This is a genomic window from Cellulosimicrobium sp. So1_17 (assembly GCF_055181235.1).
Genome location: NZ_CM143702.1, coordinates 4374777 through 4396725, shown reverse-complemented (window position 1 = coordinate 4396725; position 21949 = coordinate 4374777). Strand labels below are relative to the sequence as shown.

General features: G+C 74.9%; 18 protein-coding genes. 8 read left to right on the top strand and 10 right to left on the bottom strand.

The genetic code is table 11. The annotated features are described in order from the left end of the window. Positions 1 to 279: 279 nt before the first annotated feature. The 4 genes from ACZCLJ_RS19365 to mtrA all read right to left on the bottom strand — a co-directional run bounded on the left by ACZCLJ_RS19365 (position 280) and on the right by mtrA (position 5390). The gene (locus tag ACZCLJ_RS19365; RefSeq protein ID WP_463104946.1) at positions 280 to 1029 is read right to left on the bottom strand and encodes a ComF family protein; all 750 of its coding nucleotides are present in this window, start codon (positions 1027 to 1029) and stop codon (positions 280 to 282) included. Between the two features lie 100 nt (positions 1030 to 1129). Beyond that, positions 1130 to 2857 (bottom strand): LpqB family beta-propeller domain-containing protein, encoded by a 1728-nt coding sequence (locus ACZCLJ_RS19360; RefSeq protein WP_463104945.1) that lies wholly within the window; start codon positions 2855 to 2857, stop codon positions 1130 to 1132. After that, on the bottom strand, positions 2854 to 4710 hold the full coding sequence (gene mtrB / locus ACZCLJ_RS19355) for an MtrAB system histidine kinase MtrB (protein ID WP_463104944.1): 1857 nt from the start codon (positions 4708 to 4710) through the stop codon (positions 2854 to 2856). The genes ACZCLJ_RS19360 and mtrB overlap by 4 nt, the downstream gene beginning before the upstream one ends. After that, the gene (gene mtrA, locus ACZCLJ_RS19350) at positions 4707 to 5390 is read right to left on the bottom strand and encodes an MtrAB system response regulator MtrA (protein WP_251150314.1); all 684 of its coding nucleotides are present in this window, start codon (positions 5388 to 5390) and stop codon (positions 4707 to 4709) included. Before mtrA ends, mtrB begins: the two co-directional genes overlap by 4 nt. Positions 5391 to 5579: 189 nt before the next feature. On the opposite strand from mtrA, the gene ACZCLJ_RS19345 reads away from it, so the two are divergent. From ACZCLJ_RS19345 to ACZCLJ_RS19315, 7 genes are all read left to right on the top strand, one after another. Further along, positions 5580 to 6935: a DUF7544 domain-containing protein gene (locus ACZCLJ_RS19345; protein ID WP_463104943.1), complete on the top strand. Its 1356-nt coding sequence runs from the start codon at positions 5580 to 5582 to the stop codon at positions 6933 to 6935. Further along, positions 6932 to 7603: a DUF4129 domain-containing protein gene (locus ACZCLJ_RS19340; protein ID WP_463104942.1), complete on the top strand. Its 672-nt coding sequence runs from the start codon at positions 6932 to 6934 to the stop codon at positions 7601 to 7603. Before ACZCLJ_RS19345 ends, ACZCLJ_RS19340 begins: the two co-directional genes overlap by 4 nt. Further along, a complete protein-coding gene (locus ACZCLJ_RS19335; protein WP_463104941.1) occupies positions 7600 to 8865 on the top strand; it encodes a DUF4350 domain-containing protein in 1266 nt (421 codons plus the stop codon). Before ACZCLJ_RS19340 ends, ACZCLJ_RS19335 begins: the two co-directional genes overlap by 4 nt. 173 nt (positions 8866 to 9038) lie before the next feature. Continuing rightward, positions 9039 to 10073 carry an AAA family ATPase gene (locus tag ACZCLJ_RS19330; protein WP_251150595.1) on the top strand — a complete coding sequence of 345 codons (1035 nt, stop codon included), beginning with the start codon at positions 9039 to 9041 and terminating at the stop codon, positions 10071 to 10073. A 10-nt stretch (positions 10074 to 10083) separates the two neighbouring features. Next, positions 10084 to 11376, top strand: a complete 1293-nt coding sequence (locus ACZCLJ_RS19325) for a DUF58 domain-containing protein (RefSeq protein ID WP_463104940.1) — start codon at positions 10084 to 10086, stop codon at positions 11374 to 11376. A 472-nt stretch (positions 11377 to 11848) separates the two neighbouring features. After that, entirely contained in the window at positions 11849 to 11971 is a 123-nt protein-coding gene (locus tag ACZCLJ_RS19320; RefSeq protein ID WP_285821096.1) for a hypothetical protein, read from the top strand. Positions 11972 to 11987: 16 nt separating this feature from the next. Beyond that, positions 11988 to 13313 carry a winged helix DNA-binding domain-containing protein gene (locus tag ACZCLJ_RS19315; RefSeq protein WP_463104939.1) on the top strand — a complete coding sequence of 442 codons (1326 nt, stop codon included), beginning with the start codon at positions 11988 to 11990 and terminating at the stop codon, positions 13311 to 13313. A gap of 21 nt (positions 13314 to 13334) precedes the next feature. Here the strand turns inward: ACZCLJ_RS19315 and ACZCLJ_RS19310 are convergent, their stop codons facing one another. After that, entirely contained in the window at positions 13335 to 14324 is a 990-nt protein-coding gene (locus ACZCLJ_RS19310; RefSeq protein ID WP_463104938.1) for a stage II sporulation protein M, read from the bottom strand. A 119-nt stretch (positions 14325 to 14443) separates the two neighbouring features. Between ACZCLJ_RS19310 and ACZCLJ_RS19305 the strand changes: the two genes are divergently transcribed. Beyond that, a complete protein-coding gene (locus ACZCLJ_RS19305; RefSeq protein ID WP_251150321.1) occupies positions 14444 to 15262 on the top strand; it encodes an RDD family protein in 819 nt (272 codons plus the stop codon). Here the strand turns inward: ACZCLJ_RS19305 and ACZCLJ_RS19300 are convergent. From ACZCLJ_RS19300 to ahcY, 5 genes are all read right to left on the bottom strand, one after another. Further along, positions 15174 to 16541, bottom strand: a complete 1368-nt coding sequence (locus tag ACZCLJ_RS19300; protein WP_463104937.1) for an acyltransferase family protein — start codon at positions 16539 to 16541, stop codon at positions 15174 to 15176. The two genes, ACZCLJ_RS19305 and ACZCLJ_RS19300, sit on opposite strands and share 89 nt — an antisense overlap. A gap of 201 nt (positions 16542 to 16742) precedes the next feature. Next, positions 16743 to 17402: a response regulator transcription factor gene (locus tag ACZCLJ_RS19295; protein WP_251150323.1), complete on the bottom strand. Its 660-nt coding sequence runs from the start codon at positions 17400 to 17402 to the stop codon at positions 16743 to 16745. 32 nt (positions 17403 to 17434) lie between these two features. Beyond that, positions 17435 to 18898 (bottom strand): sensor histidine kinase, encoded by a 1464-nt coding sequence (locus ACZCLJ_RS19290; protein WP_251150324.1) that lies wholly within the window; start codon positions 18896 to 18898, stop codon positions 17435 to 17437. An 89-nt stretch (positions 18899 to 18987) separates the two neighbouring features. Then, complete coding sequence (locus tag ACZCLJ_RS19285) at positions 18988 to 20061, bottom strand: hypothetical protein (protein WP_463104936.1); 1074 nt, start codon at positions 20059 to 20061, stop codon at positions 18988 to 18990. A 145-nt stretch (positions 20062 to 20206) separates the two neighbouring features. Then, positions 20207 to 21781: an adenosylhomocysteinase gene (gene ahcY / locus ACZCLJ_RS19280; RefSeq protein WP_463104935.1), complete on the bottom strand. Its 1575-nt coding sequence runs from the start codon at positions 21779 to 21781 to the stop codon at positions 20207 to 20209. Positions 21782 to 21949 lie beyond the last annotated feature (168 nt).

The window sequence follows — 21949 nt, the reverse complement described above, 5'->3', positions numbered from 1 at the left end:
GCCTCCACGAGGGTAGTGACGCCCGTTCCTCGAGCGTCGGTCCGGATCTGGTAGGGCACCAAGATCGGTGCCGGTGGTCTACCACCTCCTTGCGACGCCGGGGCGCCCCGCTCGGCGGGCTCGCGCGGGGACTCGGCACAGGTGTCCTGTGCGCCCGGTCCTCGCGACGACTGGCCCTCAGCCTAACCCGCGGTCCGGGGTGTCGGCAGTCTCAACGGGAGGTGAACACCGGGACCTTCGACCGTCGCCCGCGAGACCCGCGCGAGCGCGCGGAGAGGGTCACGGATCGCTTCGTGGTGACGGCGTGGCGGCGAGCACGAACGCCCCGAGGACGGGGATCCCGGCACGGGCGAGCGCCGTCTCGCACGCGGCGAGCGTCGCGCCGGTGGTGAGCACGTCGTCGACCAGGACGACCGACGGCGCGGCTCCCAGGGCGCGGCGCACCCGTGGCCCACGCGCGAGCTCCACGGCGCGGAGCCGGTCGCCGCGGGCGCGCGACCCGAGCCCTACCTGGTCTCGTGCCAGCCCCCGCTGGCCGAGGACGCGCGCGGTGCGCGCCGGCGCTCCCAGCCCTGCGGCGAACGCGGCCGCGAGGCCTGCCACCGGGTCACGACCGCGCGTCCGGCGTGCGGCCCTGCTCGTGGGTGCGGCCGCGACGAGGACCGGTCCGGAGGCGAGGACCGGGCGCAGGCGCTCGCCCGCGCGCCGGGCCGCCGCGCGGAGCGGCGCGTCGAGGTCTGCACGACCGCGGTCCTTCCACGCCACGACGACGTCGCGCAACCCGCCCGCGTAGCCGGCGAGCGCCCAGACCGGGAGCGGGTCGACGTCGTCGAGCCGGTCGAGGCGTGGCGCGGTGGCCTCGCACCGCCACGGCGGGGCGTCCAGCACCGCGAGGCAGTCCGCGCACCAGCGGACGTCCGGTGTGCGGCACCCGGGGCACGCCACGGGGAGCGCGAGGCGTGCGACGTCGCGCACCCCGCGCACCAGGACGGCGGGGGCGGTCCGCTCTCGGTCGGGGCGGCTGCTCATCGCCGCATCGTCGCTGCTCAGGCCCGTTCACGCGCCCTCATTCCGAGGTCCTGTGGACGAGCCGAGATCTGCCGGGCCTGTGGACGGCCGGGACGACGCCTCAGCCCGGATAGTTCGGGAGCCGCACCTCGGTCGCGACCCGCGTCCACAGCGAGGAGGACCCCGCCGCGTACAGGCTCCCGTCGCTCGTGCCGAGCAGCATCGTGCCGATGCCCGTGCCCGAGGCGAGCGAGACCGCGCCCTCGAGCGGTGACGCCTTGCTCGTCGGACCGCCCACGGGCACGAGGTGCACCAGCGGTGCGGTGTCGCCGATCGACCGTCCGAGCACGCCCAGCGTCGTCCGGTCGACCCACACCACCTGGGTCGCCGCGACGATCGGCTGCCCGACCCGCACCGGCTCGGAGAGCTCGGTCGGCAGGCCGTCCTCGTCCCGCAGGATCCCCGCGACGTGGACCTGGAGCCCCGTCCCCGTCGCGCTCACGACGGCGATCCGCGCGCCGTCGGGCGCGACCCGGAGGGACATGACGGTCCGGCCGTCGAGCCACGGCGCGGCCACCTCCGAGACGGTTCCCTCGAGGTCGGCGACCCGGAGCGACCCCGGCTGCTCCTGCGGCCCGCTCCACACGAGGCCGAAGCGGTCGACGCTCGGCGCGAGGAGGTTCTCGCCGTCCATGAGGAGGACGGACTCGGTGTCCGCCGTGGGTGCCGTCACGAGCCGGCGAGACCCGTCGCGCACGACGAACGTCGCGTCGGACGACGACCCGGTGAACGCCAGCGCGGTCGGCTGCAGGCCCGTGAGCGGGGCGACGGTCTCCACGGGCTGGGTGGACCGGCCGACGATGCTCGTCACCTGGTCGCCTGCGAGGACGACGGGGTCGTTCGGGGTGGTCGCCGGCCGCGCCGTGGTCTCGTCCACGGCGGCGAGGGGCACCCCTTCGACCGTGATCTGCACCTCGCGCGGCGAGGGGTTCCCCAGCGACGCCCCGAGCTGGGCCACGAGCACGGCGCGGTCTTCCGCAGAGGTCCCGGACACGGCGTCCGTGAGCGGCACCTCGACGGGGCCGGCCGGGGCCGCGGTCACCGAGTCGATGCTCAACGCGGTCCCGTCGGGGACGACGGTCGTCACCGAGCCCGCGAGCCACGGGACGGGGCCGACCAGCGTCTCGCGCACCGCGAGCGTCTGCCAGTTCCGGCTCGGGAACCACCGGGCGTCGGGCACGAGGTAACGACGGTCGACCGTCGGGAAGTACAGGTCGGTCGCCCGGTACGTCTGCACGAAGTTCGTCGCCGAGACCACGAGGCCGTCGTCCGTCGTGTCGACGCGCCACTGCCCCTCGTCGTCGCGCACGAGCCCGTACACGAGGTCGGTCGTCGTCCCGGGGACCTCCTCGGTGTACACCCCGTGGGCGTCGACGGTGCCCACGACGTCGGCGGCCGCGCGCACGGTCGCCACGCCCTCCTCGACGCGCGAGTCGTCGACCTCGAGCTCCGGCTCGGCGGCGAGCACGGCGACCTGCGCGAGCGGCGACCAGGTCGTGGCGGTCTCCGGCGTGAGGAACTGCGTGGCCACGTCGAACGAGCCGGACGCGCCCTGGGCCTGCGCCGCGAGGAAGCCCCGCACGATCTGCTCGGGCAGCGCGTCCTCGCGCGGGGCGTCGGCGCGCACGAAGACCGGGCCGCGCTGGGACAGGACCGTCTCGCCGTCCATCACCGGACCCGACGTCGGGATGGACGCGCACGCCGCGACGGGTCCGACCACGAGCGCCGCGGCGAGGGCCGCGAGCGCCGCGCGCAGCGGCCTGCGCCGCGCGACCCGGGTCCCGCTCATCGCCCGCCCTCCCGCACGGTGGAGCCGTGGTCTGCCGGTCCGGACGGTTCGTCCCGGCCGGTGTGCGCGGCGCGGTCGGGGAGCTCGGCAGGGCCGGGGACCGACGCCGGGAGCACCACGGGGATCCCTCCGGTGACCGACGGCAGGTCGGCGGGCCCGACGGTCCCGTCGACGTCCTCGACGACGGCGGCGTGCGCGCTCCACCCGCTGCCCAGACCCCGGTCGCCGGTCACCTCGGAGACCAGCGGGAGCGGCGAGGACTGGAGCCGGATGCCGGCACGGCGCGGCAGCGTGAGGCGGAAGCTCGCCCCGCGCGCGGGCCGTCCCCACGCCTCGAGCCAGCCGCCGTGCAGGTGGGCGTCCTCGAGCGAGATCGCGAGGCCGAGGCCGGTGCCGCCGGTCGTGCGGGCACGCGCGGGGTCGGCCCGCCAGAACCGGTCGAACACGTGCTGGACCTCGTCGGGCGTCATGCCCACGCCGTGGTCGCGCACGACCACCGCGATCGCGTGCCCGTCGCCCTGGACGGTGATCTCCACCGGCTTCTCCTCCGCGTGCTCGACCGCGTTGACGACCAGGTTGCGCACGATCCGCTCGACGCGCCGCGGGTCGACGTCGGCCGTGAGCCGCTCGTCGCCGAGGTGCACCGAGAGCCACACGCCCTTGCGCTCGGCGAGCGGTGCCGCATGGTCGACGGCGGCGCTGACGACGTCGCGCACGTCGCGGCGCTCGGCGTCGAGGACGGCCGCCCCCGCGTCGAACCGGGAGATCTCGAGGAGGTCGGCGAGGAGGTCCTCGAACCGGTCGAGCTGGGCCTGCAGGAGCTCCGTCGAGCGCCGCGAGACCGGGTCGAAGTCGTCGCGCGAGGAGTGCAGCACCTCCGACGCCATCCGGATCGTCGTGAGCGGGGTGCGCAGCTCGTGCGACACGTCGGACACGAAGCGACGCTGCAGCATCGACAGCTCCTCCATGCGCTCGATCTGCTCCTGGAGGCTGTGCGCCATCTCGTTGAACGTGCGCGCGAGCGAGGCCATCTCGTCGTGCCCCTTGACGGGCAGCCGCTCGTCGAGGTGACCGTCGGCGAGACGCTCCGCGACCCGCGCGGCCTGACGCACCGGGACGACGGCCTGGCGCGTGACGAGCGCGGTGATCCCGACGAGCAGGGCGAGCAGGACGAGCGCCCCGACGAGGAGGACCGACTGGAGGAAGGAGAGCGTCTCCTGGTCCGCCTCGAGGTCGTAGAGGTAGTAGAGCTCGTAGGTCCCGCCGATCGGTACCTCGACGGTCGAGCCGACGACGACGCCCGGCACCACCGGCGACTCCGGGTCGCCCGGATCGCGCGGGATGGCCACCGACTGCCGCTGCTGCCCGCCGTCCGCGGCGAGCGTCTGCTCCCGCATCTCGGGCGAGACGAGCCCGTCGAGCTGGTCGTTCGACGAGAGGTCGAGCAGCGCCCCGGACGTCTCGTCGTCCGCGCGCCACAGGAAGACCTCGCGCGACGCCGAGCCGCTGTACAGCAGCATCGAGTACAGGTCGTACAGGAGCGACTGCGCCTCGGAGACGCTCGACGCCGGTGAGGCGTCGAGAGTTCGGCGGGCCTGCGCCGTGGACTGCGCGCTCTCGAGGTCGATCTCGGCGAGGCGGCGCTCGAAGAGGCCGTCGCGCATCGAGTCCGACAGGTACGCGCCGAGGGCGGCCACCGCGACGACGCCGACGACGAGCGCCGAGGTGACGACCCGCAGCTGCATCGACGAGCGCCACCGCCACACGGCGCGGCGCACGGCGGCCCGCAGCCGGAGCCGCAGCCGGGTCCACGCCCCGCGTCGCCGTGCGCCCCTGCCGGCCGTCGTGCTCACGTCCGCGCCGCGCCCGCCTTGTACCCGACGCCACGGACGGTGAGCACGATCTCCGGGTTCTCCGGGTCGTGCTCGATCTTCGACCGCAGACGCTGGACGTGGACGTTGACGAGGCGCGTGTCCGCGGCATGCCGGTAGCCCCAGACCTTCTCGAGCAGGACCTCGCGCGTGAAGACCTGCCACGGCTTGCGCGCGAGGGCGACGAGCAGGTCGAACTCGAGGGGGGTGAGCGCGATGGCCTCTCCGCCGCGCAGCACCCGGTGCCCCGTGACGTCGATCTCGACGTCGCCGATGGCGAGGTGCTCCGGCGCGGGCTCGTCCGTGCGGCGCAGGCGCGCGCGGATGCGGGCCACGAGCTCTTTGGGCTTGAAGGGCTTCGAGATGTAGTCGTCCGCGCCCGACTCGAGCCCCAGCACGACGTCGACCGTGTCGCTCTTGGCCGTGAGCATGATGACGGGCACGCCCGACTCCGCCCGGATGAGCCGGCACACCTCGGTGCCGTCCTTGCCGGGAAGCATGAGGTCGAGCAGCACGAGGTCGGGCTGCGCGTTGCGGAACGCCTCCAGCGCGAGGTCTCCGTCCGCGCAGAAGACGGGCTCGAACCCCTCCGAGCGCAGGACGATGCCGATCATCTCGGCCAGGGCGGTGTCGTCGTCGACCACGAGCACGCGAACCTTCATGCGCACATCTTGCCATCGCGGGGCGTGGGTACCGGTGGGCGCGCCCCCGTCGTGGGTCGGGGGCCCGTACTAGGGTGGCCTCGCCAGCGGTGCCGTGTCGTCCCCGAGACGATCGAGCAGGACACGAGCGGACGACCGGCGAACGATGTGCAGACGACGTTCAGACGACGAGCGAGGACGACAGCCCCGATGAGCACACCTGACGCCCCCGGCACGCCGGACGGAGCGACGCCGGACGCACCGGACGCGCGCGGGGCCGCCTCCGGCCCGGACGCCACGCCCGCGCAGCCGTCCGGGTGGGGGACGCCGTCGTACGGGCAGCCGGGATACGGCCCCGCGGCAGGTCCCGCGCCCGAACGGCCCCGGTACGGCCAGTACGGCCAGCAACCCGGCCAGCCCGAGCAGCAGCACGGACAGGGCCAGTACGGACAGCAGGGTCAGTACGGGCAGCCGGCCCAGGGACAGCCGGCCCAGTACGGACAGCAGGGTCAGTACGGACAGCCGGCCCAGTACGGACAGCCGGGCCAGTACGGGCAGCAGCAATACGGGCAGGGTCAGTACGGGCAGCCCGGGTACGGCCCGCCCGCAGGGTTCGGTGGTGCCCCGTACGTCCCGCCCGCCTCGAAGCCGGGGATCGTCCCGCTGCGACCGCTGACGCTCGGCGAGATCTTCGACGGGTCGTTCGGCGCGATCCGCCACAACCCGCGCGTCATGCTCGGCATGACGACGATCGTCGTCGTCGCCGCGACGATCGTGGGCGCGCTGATCGGCTACGCGTTCTCGGGCTACGTCGCAGACCTGTTCTTCGCCCTGCCCTCCGACGCCGGGCTCGGCGGGATGGAGTCGCAGTTCGCGACCCTCTACTCGACGCTCTTCGGGACGGGGATCACCACGGCGCTCGCGACGCCGATCGTCAGCGGCCTCCTCACCGTCTCCATCGGCCAGTCGGTCATCGGCCGCAGGGCGAGCGTCGGGGAGGTGTGGTCGCAGGTCGGGCGTCGCGCGTGGTTCCTCCTCGGGTTCACCCTGCTCCTCGGTCTGGCGTCGACCCTGCTCGTCACGGCGCTCGTGCTGCTCGCCGTCCTCGCGTTCTCGGTCGACCCGGCGCTCGGGGGCGTCTCGATCCTCCTCGCGATCCCCGCCTATCTCGTGCTCGTGGTGTGGGTCGGTGTGCGGACGGGGCTGGTGCCGCCCGCGCTCGCGCTCGAGGGGCAGCCGTTCTGGGCCACGGTCGCCCGCGTGTGGCGGCTCACGCGCGGGTCGTTCTGGCGCCTCTTCGGCATCTACCTGCTCGCCTACGTCGCGATCTACGTCGTCACGCAGATCCTCATCACGCCGTTCAGCCTCGTCGGCGGGATCGCGCTGGGCGCCGGCCAGGTGTTCGTCGGCAACCTCGTCATGACCCTCGGGATCGCGGTGTCGACGATCGCCCTGACCCTCTTCCTGGGCAGCGTCGTCGCCCTGCTCTACATCGACGTGCGCATGCGGCGCGAGGGCCTCGACGTCGAGCTCGCCGCGGCAGCGAGCGAGCAGCCCGCGGCATGACCCTCACCCTGCTCTCCGCCGACGTCCCGGTGGAGCCCGGCGCCGAGGAGGCCCGACGCTGGGTCGTCGAGGAGCTCGCGAGACCGGAGTACAGCACGGACCCGTCCCTCCTGGCCCGCTTCCTCGAGTGGCTGGCCGGCCTGTTCGACGGCGCCCCGGCCCTGGACCTCTCCACGCCCTGGGTGGCGCTCGTCGTCGTCGCGGTCGTCCTCCTGGTCGCGGGGATCGCGTACCGGGTCGCAGGTCCCGTCCGCCTCTCCCGGCGACGCCCCACCTCGGCGGTCGTGCTCGAGGACGACACGCGCAGCGCCACCGAGCTGCGCGCCGCGGCCGACGCCGCCGCGGCGGCAGGGGACTGGGCGACGGCCGTGCTCGAACGGTTCCGCGCCGTCGTGCGCTCGCTCGAGGAGCGCGCGCTCCTCGAGCCGCGACCGGGCCGCACGGCGTGGGAGGCGGCGCAGGCCGCGGGCGAGCGCCTGCCCGACGTCGCTGCCGACCTCGGGCGTGGCGCCCACCACTTCGACGACGTCTGCTACGGCAAGGTGGCCGTCGGCCCCGACGCCGACACGTTCCTGCGCGAGCTCGACGCGCGAGCCACCGCCGCCCGTCCGATCGCGCGCGCGGAGCTCGCGGCGGCCGGTGCTGCCCCGGACGGGGGTGGCGCATGAGCACGACGACGCCGCCACCTCCGACGACGGCCGCGGCTCCGGCCGACCCGACCCGTCTCGTGGCGACCGCCCACGTGCCGGTCGTGGGTGACGGCACCACGGGTGCCAGCCGGGCACGCCGCCGCTGGGGACGCGTCCGCTGGCCCGTCACGATCCTCGTCGTCCTCCTGGCGCTCGCCGGTCTCTCCGCCGTCGCCCGCCCGACGACGTCGAGCACCCCGCTCGCACCCGACAACCCCGGCCCGGGCGGTGGCCGCGCCGTCGCCGAGGTGCTCCGTGACCGCGGCGTCGACGTGACGTACGTGCAGACCGTGGCCGACGCCGTCGCCGCGGCCGGCGACGACACGACGCTCCTCGTCGCGCAGAGCGACTTCCTCCTCGACGAGCAGGCCGACGCGCTCGTCGCGACCGCGGCAGACCTCGTGCTCGTCGCGCCGAACGAGTACCTCCTCTCGAGAGCGACCGGTGGGGCGGCAGAGCTCGTGTACGACTGGCCCGACGGTTCCGTGGTGCGCGAGCCGCGGTGCGAGGACCCCGCGGCTCGTGCCGCCGGCGGGATCGGCTCGGACGGCGTGGGGTTCTCCCTGACCGGTGCGGGTGCCGGGGCGAGCACGGTCGTGTGCTTCCCGTCCCCCACCGACACGACCGCCGGGGCCTACCTCGTCCACGAGGCCGACGACCGCACCGTGCGCGCCGTGGACACCGGGTCCGTCCTGCGCAACGACACGGTGACCGAGGAGGGGAACGCCGCGCTCGCCCTGTGGACGCTCGGTGCGGACGAGCGTCTCGTCTGGCTCGTCCCCGACCCGTTCGACACCACGCTGTCCGGCGGTGACGAGCAGCCCGCGCTCGCGCTGCCCCCGTGGACGGGGGTCGTCGCGCTCCAGCTCCTCGTCCTCGTGCTCGTCGTCGCGCTGTGGCGCGGCCGGCGGCTCGGCCCACTCGTCACCGAGGACCTCCCGGTCGTGGTGCGTGCGTCGGAGACGACGCGGGGCCGCGGTCGGCTCTACCGCCGCGCAGGGTCCCGCGGGCACGCCGCCGCAGGACTGCGGGCGAGCGCGGCCGACCGGCTCGCCGGGCGCCTCGGCCTCCCCCGCTCCGCCGACGCGGCGTCCCTCGTCGACGCCGTCGCGCGCGCGACCGGGCGACCACCCGACCAGCTCGCCCACCTCCTGTACGGACCACCACCCGCCGACGACGCGGCGCTGCTCGAGCTCGCGCGTCACCTTGACCAGATCGAGAGCGAGGTCTACCACTCGTGACGCAGCACCCCGACGGCACGCAGCCCCAGCCCGACCGCTTCACCCCCGCACCAGGGCCCGACGCGCAGCCGCGCCCCTACAGCGACCGGCCGCACGACGAGCCGACCTCCGGCTCGGTCGCGGACCGCGTGAGCGCCGCCGCCCAGGGACCGGGCCAGGGCCCCGACGCGTCCCTGCAGCCCGGCGAGCAGCCGTACGCGCCACAGACGCCCGCACCTCGCCCGCCCGCGCCCGCGTACGGAGCCCCGCCCGCGCCGTCGCTCGAGCTGCGCCAGTCGCTGGCCGCCGTGCGCACCGAGGTCGGCAAGGCCGTCGTCGGGCAGGACGGCGCCGTGACGAGCCTGCTCATCGCCCTGCTCTGCAAGGGGCACGTGCTGCTCGAGGGCGTGCCCGGCGTCGCGAAGACGCTGCTCGTTCGCACCCTCGCCGCGTCGCTCGACCTCGGCACCAAGCGCGTGCAGTTCACGCCCGACCTCATGCCGGGCGACGTCACGGGGTCGCTCGTCTACGACGCGCGCACGGCCGAGTTCTCGTTCCGCGAGGGGCCCGTCTTCACGAACCTCCTGCTCGCCGACGAGATCAACCGCACGCCCCCCAAGACCCAGGCGTCGCTCCTCGAGGCGATGGAGGAGCGGCAGGTCTCCGTCGACGGGACGCCGCGGCCGCTGCCCGACCCGTTCCTCGTCATCGCGACGCAGAACCCCGTCGAGTACGAGGGCACGTACCCGCTGCCCGAGGCCCAGCTCGACCGCTTCCTGCTCAAGGTCGTGCTGCCGCTGCCCGAGCGCGAGCAGGAGGTCGAGGTCCTCGCCCGGCACGCGGCCGGGTTCGACCCGCGCGACCTCGCCGGGGCGGGCGTGCGGCCCGTCGCGGCGCGGGAGGTCCTCGACCGGGCTCGCGCCGAGGTCGCGCGCGTGCAGGTCGCGCGCGAGGTGCTCGGCTACGCGGTCGACGTGTGCCGCGCGACGCGCCACTCGCCCTCCTTGTCGCTGGGCGTCTCGCCGCGCGGCGCCACGGCCCTCCTCGCGACGTCACGCGCGTGGGCGTGGCTGTCCGGCCGCTCCTACGTGACGCCCGACGACGTCAAGGCCCTCGCGCACCCCACGCTGCGCCACCGCGTGCAGCTGCGGCCCGAGGCCGAGCTCGAGGGCGTCACCGCGGAGAGCGTCCTCGACACGGTCCTCGCGTCCGTGCCCGTCCCCCGCTGAGGCGCTCGACGTGGCCCTGACGTGGCGCGCCGTCGTGCTCGTGGCGATCGGCATCGTGCCCGTGCTGCTGTTCCCCGTGCCGGGCACGGTGCTCGTGTGGGCGCTGCTCGTCGTCGCCGTGTGCTCGGTCGACGTCGCGCTCGCCGCCTCGCCGCGGCGCGTCGCCATCGAGCGGCGCGTGCCGGGCTCGGTCCGGCTCACCGACCGCACGGCGTCGACCCTGACCCTGACCAACCTCGCACCGCGCCGACTGCGCGCGCTCGTGCGCGACGCGTGGCCGCCGTCCGCCGGGACGCAGGTCAACCGGCACGCGGTCGACCTGCCGCCCGGCGAGGCGGCGCGTGCGGTGACGGTGCTCGTCCCGACGCGCCGCGGCGAGCGCGTGGCCGACCGCGTGACGATCCGCTCCTTCGGCCCGCTGCGGCTCGCAGCACGCCAGGCATCGCTCCCGGTACCCGGGCGCCTGCGGGTCCTGCCCGAGTTCGCGTCCCGCCGCCACCTGCCGAGCCGCCTCGCACGCCTGCGCGAGATGGACGGCCGTGCCGCCGTACAGGTGCGCGGCGAGGGCACCGAGTTCGACTCGCTGCGCGAGTACGTCATCGGCGACGACGTGCGCTCCATCGACTGGCGCGCGTCCGCGCGGGGCCGCGACATGGTGGTGCGCACCTGGCGACCCGAGCGCGACCGTCGCGTGCTGATCGTCGTCGACACCTCGCGGACGTCGGCCACGCGCCTCGGGGACGAACCTCGGCTCGACGCGAGCATCGAGGCGGCACTGCTCCTCGCGGCGCTCGCCGGACGCGCCGGCGACCGCGTCGAGCTCATCGCGTTCGACCGCACCGTCCGCGCCCGGGTCGCGGGGGCAGCGGGTCCGCGGCTCATGCCCGCGATGGCCGACGCCCTCGCCCCGCTCGAGCCCGCGCTCCTCGAGACCGACTGGCCGGGCCTCGTCGGCGCGGTGCACGAGCGGCTCTCCCAGCGGGCCCTGGTCGTGCTCCTGTCGACGCTCGACGCCGCTGCTGTCGAGACCGGTCTGCTGCCCGTCGTCGGACAGCTCACCGCGAAGCACCAGGTGGTCCTCGCCGCGGCGGGCGACCCGGAGGTCGCCGAGCTGCGCGCGGACCGGACCGGCACCACGGAGGTCTACGACGCCGCCGCCGCGGCACGCGGGGAGATCGAGCGCGCCGCCGTCACGACGGTCCTGCGGCAGCGCGGGGTCGAGGTCGTCGACGCGCTGCCCGACGAGCTCGCACCGCGGCTCGCCGACACCTACCTCGCGCTCAAGGCCGCCGGCCGCCTCTGACGTCTCCGCCCGCAGCGCGAAGTGGTACCCCGGTCGCGCGAAGTAGTACCGCGGTCGCGCGAAGTAGTACCGCGGTCAAGCCCGACGGCGAGTGGTCGCCCTGGGAGTCGGGGTGGGTGGGGCGCCGCGTCTACCATCCGCCGCTCGTTCCTCGCGGCTCCCGCCAGACCCACCACGACGCGGCGCCCCACCCACCCCTCCTGGCATCGTCTCGCCCTGGCCCTCGCTCGCCCGGCGCTGTCACGCTTCAGCGGCACCGGACCGGGGTACTACTTCGCGAGACCACGGGTCTCCCTCGCACACCGGGGTACTACTTCGCCTGACTGCGGTACTACCTCGCGGTACCGAGGTGCTACTTCGCGGGACCACGGGTGCTACCTCGCGCTACCGGGGTACTCCCCGGCGGTCGGGGCCGCGTCGGTGCCACGGGGTAGGGTCGTGGCCGCACGATCCCCGAACCTCAGGAGACCCCGTGGCCTGGCAGCCCACCGACCCGCGCGACCGCGAACGGCGGAACCGGCGCGTCGCGATCATCGTCGTCGCCGCGCTGCTCGCGACGTTCGTCATCCCTGCGCTCGCCATCGTCCTGTCCTGAGCCGGCGGGAGGCGACGTGAGCGACGACCGGTACGGGCCGTGGCTGGATCACGACGCCCTGAACCGCGCGCTGCTCGCGCGCCAGCACCTCGCGCCCCGCCCTGACGCACGGGCGACGACCACGTCCGCCGCGCCCGCGGGCGTCGTCGCCGAGGTGGACCATCTCGTCGGGCTCCAGTCGCAGGTCCCGTCGTCGCCGTACCCCGGCCTGTGGTCACGGGTGCCGGGGTTCGCGACCGACGACCTGGGCGCGCGGCTGCTCGACCGGTCGGTCGTGCGGACCGCGACGCTGCGGGGCACGGTCCACCTCGTCACCGCCGACGACGCGTTCGAGCTCGCCGCCCACGCGCGCCCCGCGCTCGTCGCCTACCTGCGCGCGAAGAACCAGCACGGCGACGCCCTGCGCGACGTCGACCTCGGTGACCTCGAGCAGGCCGCCACCGACCTGCTCGCCGAGCCGCTCACGTCCGTCGAGCTGGGCCGACGGCTCGCCGCGCGCTGGCCGGACGTCGACCCGAAGCACCTCGCGTACGGCGCGCGATGCCTCCTCCCGCTCGTCCAGGTCCCCCCGCGCGGCCTCTGGGGCGCGAGCGGGCCTGGCACCACCACGACGTGGACCACGGCGCACGCGTGGCTCGGCGGCCCGACCCGCCGGTCCGCCGACGAGCTCGACGCCGTCGCGACGGCGAGCGACCCCGAGGCGGTGCTCGCCGCGCGCATGCGGCTCGTGCGCCGCTACCTCGCGGCGTTCGGCCCTGCGACGGTCGCCGACGTGCAGCGGTGGTCCGGGCTGACGCGGCTGCGCCCCGCGGTCGAGGCTCTGCGACCCGAGTTCGTGACGTTCACGGGCCCCGGTCGACAGGACACCGGCCCGACGAGCGCCAGGAGCGCCGGTGCACCACGCGGCGTCGAGCTGGTCGACCTCGCCGACGCCCCGCGCCCACCCGGCGACGAGCCCGTCCCCGTCGTCCTCGCCGCCGACTTCGACAATCTCCTCCTGGCGCACGACGATCGCACCCGCGTCCTCGGCGCGGTCGCCGTGAAACAGGTCGTGAGCATCAACGGGCAGGTCGCCGCCACGGTGCTCGTCGACGGCAGGGTGGCCGGCACCTGGGTGTGGACCCTCGACACCGCGGGGGACGAGGCCGTCGCGCGGGTGGACGTGCGGCCCCTCGTCCCGGCGGGGACCGGCGCCGACGACACCGGGAGCTCGATCGGCGCGCCGCACCCCGCGGCTCGGTTGGCCGAGGCCGGCGTCCGGGACGAGGTCGTCGCGCGGGCCGAGGACTGGCTGCGGGTCGCGGCTCCCGAGGCGCGACCGAGCGTCGTCGTCCACGCCTGAGCGCGGGACGGACAGGACGGGTCAGGCGGCGACCGGCGCGACGTCGCCGGCGTGGTCCGCCGAGAGGTCGCCCGTCTCTCCCGCGCGCACCGCGCGACGGCCCAGCACGATCGTGTAGACCCAGAAGCCCCCGAGAGCGATCGCGCCGATGACGATCTTCAGCCACCAGGGCAGGTCCGAGCCCGTGACGAAGCCCTCGATGAGGCCCGACACCGCGAGCGCGATCGTCAGGCCGATCGCGACCGTGACGAGCGCGCGGCCCTCCTGGGCGAGCGCGCGCGAGCGCGGCAGCGGCCCGGGGTCGACCCACGCCCAGAAGATCCGCAGCCCCGCCGCACCGGCGACGAAGATCGACATGAGCTCGAGCAGGCCGTGCGGGGCGATCAGCGTGAGGAACAGGTCGAGCTCGCCGTGCGCGGCCATCATCCCGCCCGTCGACCCGACGGCGACGGCGTTGGAGAACAGCACGTAGGCCGGGTAGACGCCCGTGATCCCCAGACCGATGCACTGCGCGGCGATCCAGGCGTTGTTCGTCCAGACGACCGCCGCGAAGTCGAGGCCCGGGTCGTAGTACGACGCGAACGCGTTCTGGACGTAGTCCTCCTGGACGCTCGGCGGCCCCATCGACGCGAGCCCCTCGGGCGTGGTCGCGACCCACACGCCCGCGACGAGCGCGACGACGAGGAACGCCGTCGTGACGCCGACCGACCACCAGCGGATCCGGTACAGCGCCGCCGGGAGCGAGACGACGAGGAACCGCACGACGTCGCGCCACGCGGGCTCGTGCGCGCCCGCGATGCGGGTGCGGGCGCGTCCCAGGAGGTCGGAGAGCCGCGTGACGAGCACGGGGTCGGGGGCGACGGACCGGATCGTCGAGAGGTGGGTCGCCACGGCCTGGTACAGGCGCACGAGCTCGTCCGCCTCGGCGCCGTCGAGCGAGCGTCGCTTCGTCAGCACCTCCAGGCGGTCCCACTGCGCGCGGTGCACGTCGGTGAAGGCGTCGAGGTCCACGACCGATACCCTGCCACACGGGACGGTGGCCCGGCGGCGCGACCGGCCCGGCGACCCCGTCCGGCACCACCCGGTGCGTCGGACGGGACGGACAGACGAGGCGAGGAGCGAGGAGCGACGTGCGCGACGGCATCCTGATCGGTGAGGGCGTGGTCCTCGACGCGCGTCCCGCGTCCTTCCTCTCCCGGGGTCTCGGCTTCTTCCTGGACCTGGTCGCGATCGGGGTCGTCCTCGTCGCGTTCATGATCGTCGCGTCCCGGTCGCTGTCCTTCGTCGACCCGGACCTCGCGCCCGCGATCCTCGTCGCGGTCCTCGTGCTGGTCATGGTCGTCGTCCCGACGACGGTGGAGACGCTCACGCGCGGCCGCTCGCTCGGCAAGCTCGCGCTCGGGATCCGCGTGGTGCGCGACGACGGCGGCCCGGTCCGCTTCCGCCACGCGTTCCTGCGGGCGCTCGTGGGGGTCGGCGAGCTGTGGCTCACGTTCGGGACCGTCGCACTCGTCGCGTCCCTGACCAACGACCGCGGCAAGCGGCTCGGCGACATGGCGGCGGGGACGTACGCCATCCGCGTGCGGGGAGGCAGGGCGACGCTCGCACCGCTCGCGATGCCGCCCTACCTCCAGTCCTGGGCGTCGCACGCGGACATGCGCCGGCTCCCCGACGGGCTGGCGCTCGCCGCCCGGCAGTTCCTCGCCCGCGTCGACCGGCTCAACCCGGCGTCGCGGGCGCGGCTGGGTCAGGAGCTCGCCGGGCAGGTCGAACGGTACGTCGCGCCGGGGCCGCCCCCGGGGACGCACCCCGAGACGTTCCTGCTGGCCGTGCTCGCCGCACGCCGGGACCGCGACCGGGTCACCGCGCGACGCCAGCAGGCGCTCGCCGCGGAGCAGGCCGAGCTCCTGCACCGGCTCCCGTACTCGGTGCCCGACCCGCCGAGGTGACCGGTCCCGCGGCGCCGTCGGTCCGCCGCGTGCCGCGCCCCGCCGGGCCCTCGAACCGTCCGACGGCACGTGCGATCCCCCAGAGGACGAGCCCGAACGCCCCGAACCACACGGGCCGGCTCGCCCACCAGTCGGCGGAGCCCGGTTCCGGGAGCGGCGTCCCGAGGACCACGAGCACGAACGCCACCACCGCGATCATCGCGGTGACGTGCCACAGGTAGACCGTCATCGAGCGGGCCGCGAGCGCCGCCACGACGCCGCGTCCGGGGCCGTCCGCCCAGCGCACGAGGGCACCGCGCCCCGCGAGCACGAGCGCCACGAGGCCGACGGCGTGCAGCAGGACGGGCGCGGTCGGCGGGCCGAGGTTCGACATCGCGTCCCCCGGCATCCCGATGAGCGACACCGGGTACGGCCCGACGGCGACCAGGAGCGCCGCGAGCGCGAGCGCCCCTGCGCCGACCGCGACGAGCACGCCCCGGGACGGCACGACCGCGACCGGCGCGACGCGCCCGCGGCGCACCACACGAAGCCCGGCGCGTGCGTCGGCGTAGAGCATGCCGACCACGTAGGGGACGGCCCACACGAGCACGACGTCCACGAGCGCGAGCCGTTCGAGGCCGGCCCCGAAGCGCAGTGCCTCGACCGCGAGCGGCACCGCGGCGAGCCCCGCGACGACCCACCACCCCGCGGCGTGCAGCGCGCGCCGCAGCACCGGCGTGAGCGCGACGAGCACCACGTAGACGCCGAGGAACCACAGGAGCTGTGGCGCGAGGCGAGCGAGGGTCAGCACCGCGTCGTCGGGCAGCCCGAGGCCGAGGAGGACGCCCACCACGACCACCCACGCCCCGACGAAGACGCCGACCGGTCGTAGCATCCTCGGCAGACGCCGGGCGACGAGGCGCAGCCCGGGGGGCATCGCGCCGTCGGGCGTGCGCTGGAGCCCGTACGCGGCCGACGCGCCGGCCGCGAAGAACAGGAGCGCGAGCACCTGCAGCACCCACGTCGCGGCCCAGCCGTACCCGTGGGCGAGCGCGTTGCCGAGCTCGAGGTGCCGGCCGTCCCACGACGCGTCGGCCATGAGCCAGTGCACCGTCACGACGCACACCGTCGCGACGGCCCGGACGGCGTCGACGAAGACGTCGCGCGGTGGTCCGCCGGCGCGGTCGGTGGTCACGCGCTTCCCGACGGCGGCGCGCGGCCCGGCCGTCGGGGTCGGCACAAGCGGGTGCTTCGCGCCCGTCGGCCGGGGCGAGCGGGGTGGGTCGAGCAGGGCGGTCACGGGACGCTCCTCGGTGGGTGGGAGCCGGCGTCATCCGGCTCTCACCAGTCTCAAGAAACGCGCTCTGACCTGGAACGGGACCCTCCCCCGGCCTCCGCGCGGCCAGCCGCCCGACGGCACGGGGGTTCTCCCCCTCCCTCACGAGCCAGCGCCCCACCGGCCGGGACCGGTGAGGCGCTGACAGGGCGTGAGCGGCGTGCCCTACACCTTGAGGTAGCGCAGCACGGCGAGGACGCGGCGGTGGTCGCCCGCGTCCTGCGGGAGGCCGAGCTTGCCGAAGATGGACGTCACGTTCTTCTCGACCGCGCCGTAGGAGAGGAACAGCGTCTCGGCGATCGCGGAGTTCGACCGTCCCTGGGCCATCAGCTCGAGGACCTCGGTCTCGCGCGGCGTGAGGCGCGCGAGACCGTCGTCGGACCTCGACGCGCCCATGAGCTGGCTGACGACCTCCGGGTCGAGCACCGTCTGGCCCGCGGCGATGCGCGTCAGCGCGTCGACGAACTCGCTCACGTCCGCGACACGGTCCTTGAGCAGGTAGCCCACGCCCTGCGCACCGCCGGTCAGCAGCTCGCTCGCGAAGCGCGTCTCGACGTACTGGGAGAAGAGCAGGACGCCGAGGCCCGGGTGCGCCGCCCGCAGCGCGAGAGCCGCGCGCAGCCCTTCGTCGGTGAACGTCGGGGGCATCCGGATGTCGACGACCGCGACGTCGGGCAGCGCGTCCTCGGCGGCGAGACGCGTCACCGCGGCGACGAGCGCGTCGCCGTCGGGCACGTCGGCCACGACCTCGTGCCCGCGGCGCGTGACGAGCGCGACGAGCCCGTCGCGCAGGATGGCCGAGTCCTCGGCGATGGCGAGCCGCATCGATGTCCTTCCGTCGGGGTGCGCGGCCATCCTCACACGCGCGCGGGGAGGAGCACCGTCACGACGGTCGGCCCGCCGACCGGGCTCGTCAGCTCGAACGAGCCGTCGACCGAGCGCACGCGCTCCGCGAGGCCGGCGAGACCGGACCGCTGGCCGTCGGAGCCGGGCTGCACGACGCGCGCCCCGCCCTGTCCGTCGTCGCGCACGCGCAGGCGCAGGCGCGCGGCGCGACCGGTGCCCTGCCGCTCGACGAGCACGTAGACGCCCGTGGCGCGCGCGTGCTTGACGGCGTTCGTCACCAGCTCCGCGACGCAGAAGTACGCGATCGACTCCACCGCGGGCGCGAGCCGGCCCGACGCCTCGACGTCCGGGTCGACGTCGACCGTGACGGGGAGGGGCGAGCGAGCGGCGAGCGTCTCCAGGGCGACGGCGAGGCCGTTGTCCAGCGCCGGCGGGTGGATGCCGCGCGCGAGCTCGCGCAGCTCGACGAGCGCCTCCTTCGTCGAGGAGTGCGCGAGGTCGACGAGGTCGAGCGCCTCGCCCGGGTCGCTCCCCGCGGCGAGCTGCTCCTTCGCCTCCCCGAGCTGCATCGCGACCGCGACGAGGCGCGCCTGGGTGCCGTCGTGCAGGTCGCGCTCGATGCGCCGCAGCTTGGCGTCGGCGTCCTCCACCGTGCGGCCGCGCGACTCCTCGAGGTCCGCGACGCGCAGGCTCGCGAGCGTCGGGCCGAGCAGCGCCACGGTGAGCGCGCGGAACAGGTGCGCGAAGGCGCGCGTGACGTGCGGCCAGACCCACAGGAAGAGCGCGCCCGCCAGCACGAGCCCCAGCTGGCGCACCGGGGTGTCCACGAACCAGTCGGTGCCGAACGAGGCGCCACGGTGCCACGAACCGTCGCTCGCCTGCTGGAGCGGCAGCCAGCGTGACCAGAACCAGTGCGTCATGGCGCCGAGGCCGACCGCGAGGAACACCGTGCTCGCGACGAACGAGACGATCGCGAGCGGGAGCGTCACGACGAGGAAGAGGAGCGCCCGCCACCCCGGGCCGTCGCCGAGACCGCTCCACATCGTGCGCCAGAAGCCGCGCGGCCGGACGTAGGGCGCCGGTGCCGCGACGTCGACGCCGAGCATCGAGCGCGCCATCGACCGGTACATCGCCCCCCAGCCGCGACCGCCGACCACGACCCAGCCCGCGACGAGGAGCCCGACGACGGTCACGAGGACGCCCGCGAGGAAGGAGACGGTGAACACCGCGTACGCGAACCCGAACGGCGCGAGCAGCAGCGCGAGCCACAGGTACCCGTACTCGCGCCACGTCCGGCCCGCGAACGGCGCGCGCAGGAAGGAGACCTGCCGGCGGTGGTCCACGTAGCGCGGGTCGGGGCGCGTCCCGGCGAACGCCGCCGCGGCGGCGGAGAGCGGGACGGGCGCAGGGGTGCCCGACGACGACGGCTCGCCCGAGGGAAGGACGCTGGGCTGGTCAGGGGTCACGGCGATCATGGTGCCAGTCTGACGACGGCGACGGCCCTTCCACCAGGGAGCGGTCCGCCGGAGCGGAGGGGGGACACCCCCCGGTCAGGGGACCTCCGTCACGACGCTGGCGGTGGCGGCGTCGACGCGGCCACGTCACCCGGGGCACGGCGACCGCCGGACCAGACCGACCATCCGATCACCGCCGCGAGCAGGACGACGCCGACCACGACGAGCCAGATGCCGTCGCCGCGCAAGGGCCCGAGCAGCCGGTCGTACACGACGCCCGTGGCGTTCTCGCGCGCGGAGGCGGGCAGCGCCTCCAGGTACGCCGAGCGTCCGAACGCGACGGCGCCGACGAGGAGCAGGCCTGCCGCGGCCCACGCCCCCCCGACCAGCCCGACGCCGCGCCGTCGGGCCGGGGAGACCCACACGGCGAGCGCGGCGAGCCCGACGACGACCCACGGCAGCCAGGCCGCGGCGCGGCCGAGCCACGTCACGCCCGTCTGGACCACCGTCACCTGCGGGAACTGGCCGAGCACGAGCTCCGGGTCGACGTCGTCGGGGATGCGCTCGGCGAAGGAGAAGCCGCGCTCCTCGAGCGCCCCGCGGACGTCCTGGACCACGGGCCCGAGGCTGAGCCGCACGACGCCGTCCTCCGAGGCCCGCACGATGTCGCCCTCCCCCGTCACGACGTAGACCACCGCCCGGTGACCGGCACGGTTGACGGTCTCCCACACCCCCGCGAACGCGTCGGACGTCACGACGCGCTCGACGACCTGGTGGACGAGGCGCTCGACCTGCCCGTACACGACGGGCGCGAGCGCGGCCGCGGCGGCGTCGGCCCGCTCGGTGGCCTCGGCCGAGAGCCGGGGCCTCGCCTCGGGGTCGATCGACGCGGCGAGGCCGTCCAGCACGGTCGCGGTCATCGACTCGATGTCCACGCGGGACATGACCTGGTCGGTCACGGTCTCGACGACCTGGTCCTGCACGGACTCCTCGTCGGCGAGGGGCCGCACGATCGCGACGTACCGCTCGGTGTCGAGGAGGGTGCCGTCGGCGTAGCGCGCGACGAGCGCCGCGACCGCGAGGACGGCGCTCAGCGCGAGCAGCAGCCCGCTCGCGGTCCACCGCACCCACCCGGGCACGCGACGGGCCCGACCAGGACCGGACGTCGATCGACGAGACTCCACCGAGCACCACCCTCACGTTGCGACTGCCGAGCCGTGGAACACGTTCCCACAGGTCAGCCGGTGCGGCGCGGGGTGCCCCGCGACCACCTCCTGCTCGGCGACGGTCGCCGAGGAGGTCGTCGCGGGGCCGGTCGCCCGGTGCTCGTCAGTAGCGGTAGTGCTCGGGCTTGTACGGCCCGGCGACGGGCACGCCGAGGTAGTCGGCCTGCGACGACGTGAGCTCCGTGAGCCGCACGCCGAGCGCGTCCAGGTGCAGGCGCGCGACCTTCTCGTCGAGCACCTTCGGCAGGCGGTACACCTGGTGCTCGTAGGAGCGCTCGCGGCCCGCCTCCGCCGACTCCACGGCGTCGCGGTACAGCTCGATCTGCCCGATCACCTGGTTGGAGAACGAGTTGCTCATGACGAACGACGGGTGGCCCGTCGCGTTGCCCAGGTTGAGCAGGCGCCCCTCCGAGAGCACGATGATCGACCGCTCCGCGCGCTCCCTGCCGTCGGCGCTCGTGCCGGCGGGGAAGGTCCACTCGTGGACCTGCGGCTTGATCTCGGTCCGCGTGATGCCCGGGAGGTCGGCCAGGCCGGCCATGTCGATCTCGTTGTCGAAGTGACCGATGTTCCCCACGACGGCCTTGTTCTTCATCGCGGCCATGTGGTCGGCGCGGATGACGTCCTTGTTGCCGGTCGTCGTGATGAAGAAGTCTGCTTCATCGAGGACGTCCTCGATGCGTGCGACCTGGTAGCCGTCCATCGCGGCCTGCAGCGCGCAGATCGGGTCGACCTCCGAGACGATCACGCGCGCGCCCTGGCCGCGGAACGCCTCCGCGGCACCCTTGCCGACGTCGCCGTAGCCCGCGACGAACGCGACCTTGCCGCCCATGAGGACGTCGGTCGCGCGGTTGATGCCGTCGGGCAGCGAGTGCCGGATGCCGTACTTGTTGTCGAACTTCGACTTCGTCACCGAGTCGTTGACGTTGATCGCCGGGAACAGCAGCTCGCCGGCCTCGGCGAGCTGGTACAGGCGGTGCACGCCCGTCGTCGTCTCCTCGGTGACGCCCTGGATCGCCTGCGCGACCGTCGTCCAGCGCAGCGGGTCCTGGTCGACCGCGCGACGCAGGACCGAGCGCACGACGTTCATCTCGTGCGTGTGGTCGGGCTCGCCCGGCAGCGTGTCGGGCGGGACGACGCCCGCGCGCTCGTACTGCAGGCCCAGGTGGACGAGCATCGTCGCGTCGCCGCCGTCGTCGAGGATCATGTTCGGGCCGCGCCGCTCGGCGTCCGCGGAGCCGTCGGCCGGCCACACGAGGATCTGCTCGGTGCAGTCCCAGTACTCCTCGAGGCTCTCGCCCTTCCAGGCGAACACGGGCACGCCGCGCGGGTCCTCCGGGGTGCCGTCGGGGCCGACGACGACGGCGGCAGCGGCCTCGTCCTGCGTCGAGAAGATGTTGCAGCTCGCCCAGCGCACCTCGGCGCCGAGGGCCACGAGCGTCTCGATGAGCACGGCGGTCTGGACCGTCATGTGCAGCGACCCGGCGATGCGGGCGCCGGCGAGCGGCTGCGACGCGCCGTACTCGGCGCGCAGCGCCATCAGACCGGGCATCTCGTGCTCGGCGAGGCGGAGCTGGTGACGACCCGCCTCGGCGAGCGCGAGGTCCCTGACCTTGTAGCGGCCGGGGAGCTCGTCGAAGCCGGGGGTCGTCGTGGGTGCTGGCGCCGTCGTGGACATGATTCTCCTTGGGGACGATCACGGTCGAGGTCTGCGCTGGGGGCTCCCGTCCGCGCCTGTCCGTCGGCCTCGCCGACGGACACCCCCACCCTACCCAGCGCGCCTCGGAGCCGGCCGGGGCGAGAACGCTGAGCGCGCGCGGACGCGCGCGATAGCACGATCTCTTGA

What these genes read in the sequence shown, in the direction of transcription:
- ACZCLJ_RS19295 (WP_251150323.1), bottom strand. Translation starts at nt 17,402, where the DNA reads ATGCGGCTCGCCATCGCCGAGGACTCGGCCATCCTGCGCGACGGGCTC.
- ACZCLJ_RS19345 (WP_463104943.1), top strand. Translation starts at nt 5,580, where the DNA reads ATGAGCACACCTGACGCCCCCGGCACGCCGGACGGAGCGACGCCGGAC.
- ACZCLJ_RS19335 (WP_463104941.1), top strand. Translation starts at nt 7,600, where the DNA reads ATGAGCACGACGACGCCGCCACCTCCGACGACGGCCGCGGCTCCGGCC.
- ACZCLJ_RS19365 (WP_463104946.1), bottom strand. Translation starts at nt 1,029, where the DNA reads ATGAGCAGCCGCCCCGACCGAGAGCGGACCGCCCCCGCCGTCCTGGTG.
- ACZCLJ_RS19360 (WP_463104945.1), bottom strand. Translation starts at nt 2,857, where the DNA reads ATGAGCGGGACCCGGGTCGCGCGGCGCAGGCCGCTGCGCGCGGCGCTC.
- ACZCLJ_RS19290 (WP_251150324.1), bottom strand. Translation starts at nt 18,898, where the DNA reads ATGATCGCCGTGACCCCTGACCAGCCCAGCGTCCTTCCCTCGGGCGAG.
- ACZCLJ_RS19340 (WP_463104942.1), top strand. Translation starts at nt 6,932, where the DNA reads ATGACCCTCACCCTGCTCTCCGCCGACGTCCCGGTGGAGCCCGGCGCC.
- ahcY (WP_463104935.1), bottom strand. Translation starts at nt 21,781, where the DNA reads ATGTCCACGACGGCGCCAGCACCCACGACGACCCCCGGCTTCGACGAG.
- mtrA (WP_251150314.1), bottom strand. Translation starts at nt 5,390, where the DNA reads ATGAAGGTTCGCGTGCTCGTGGTCGACGACGACACCGCCCTGGCCGAG.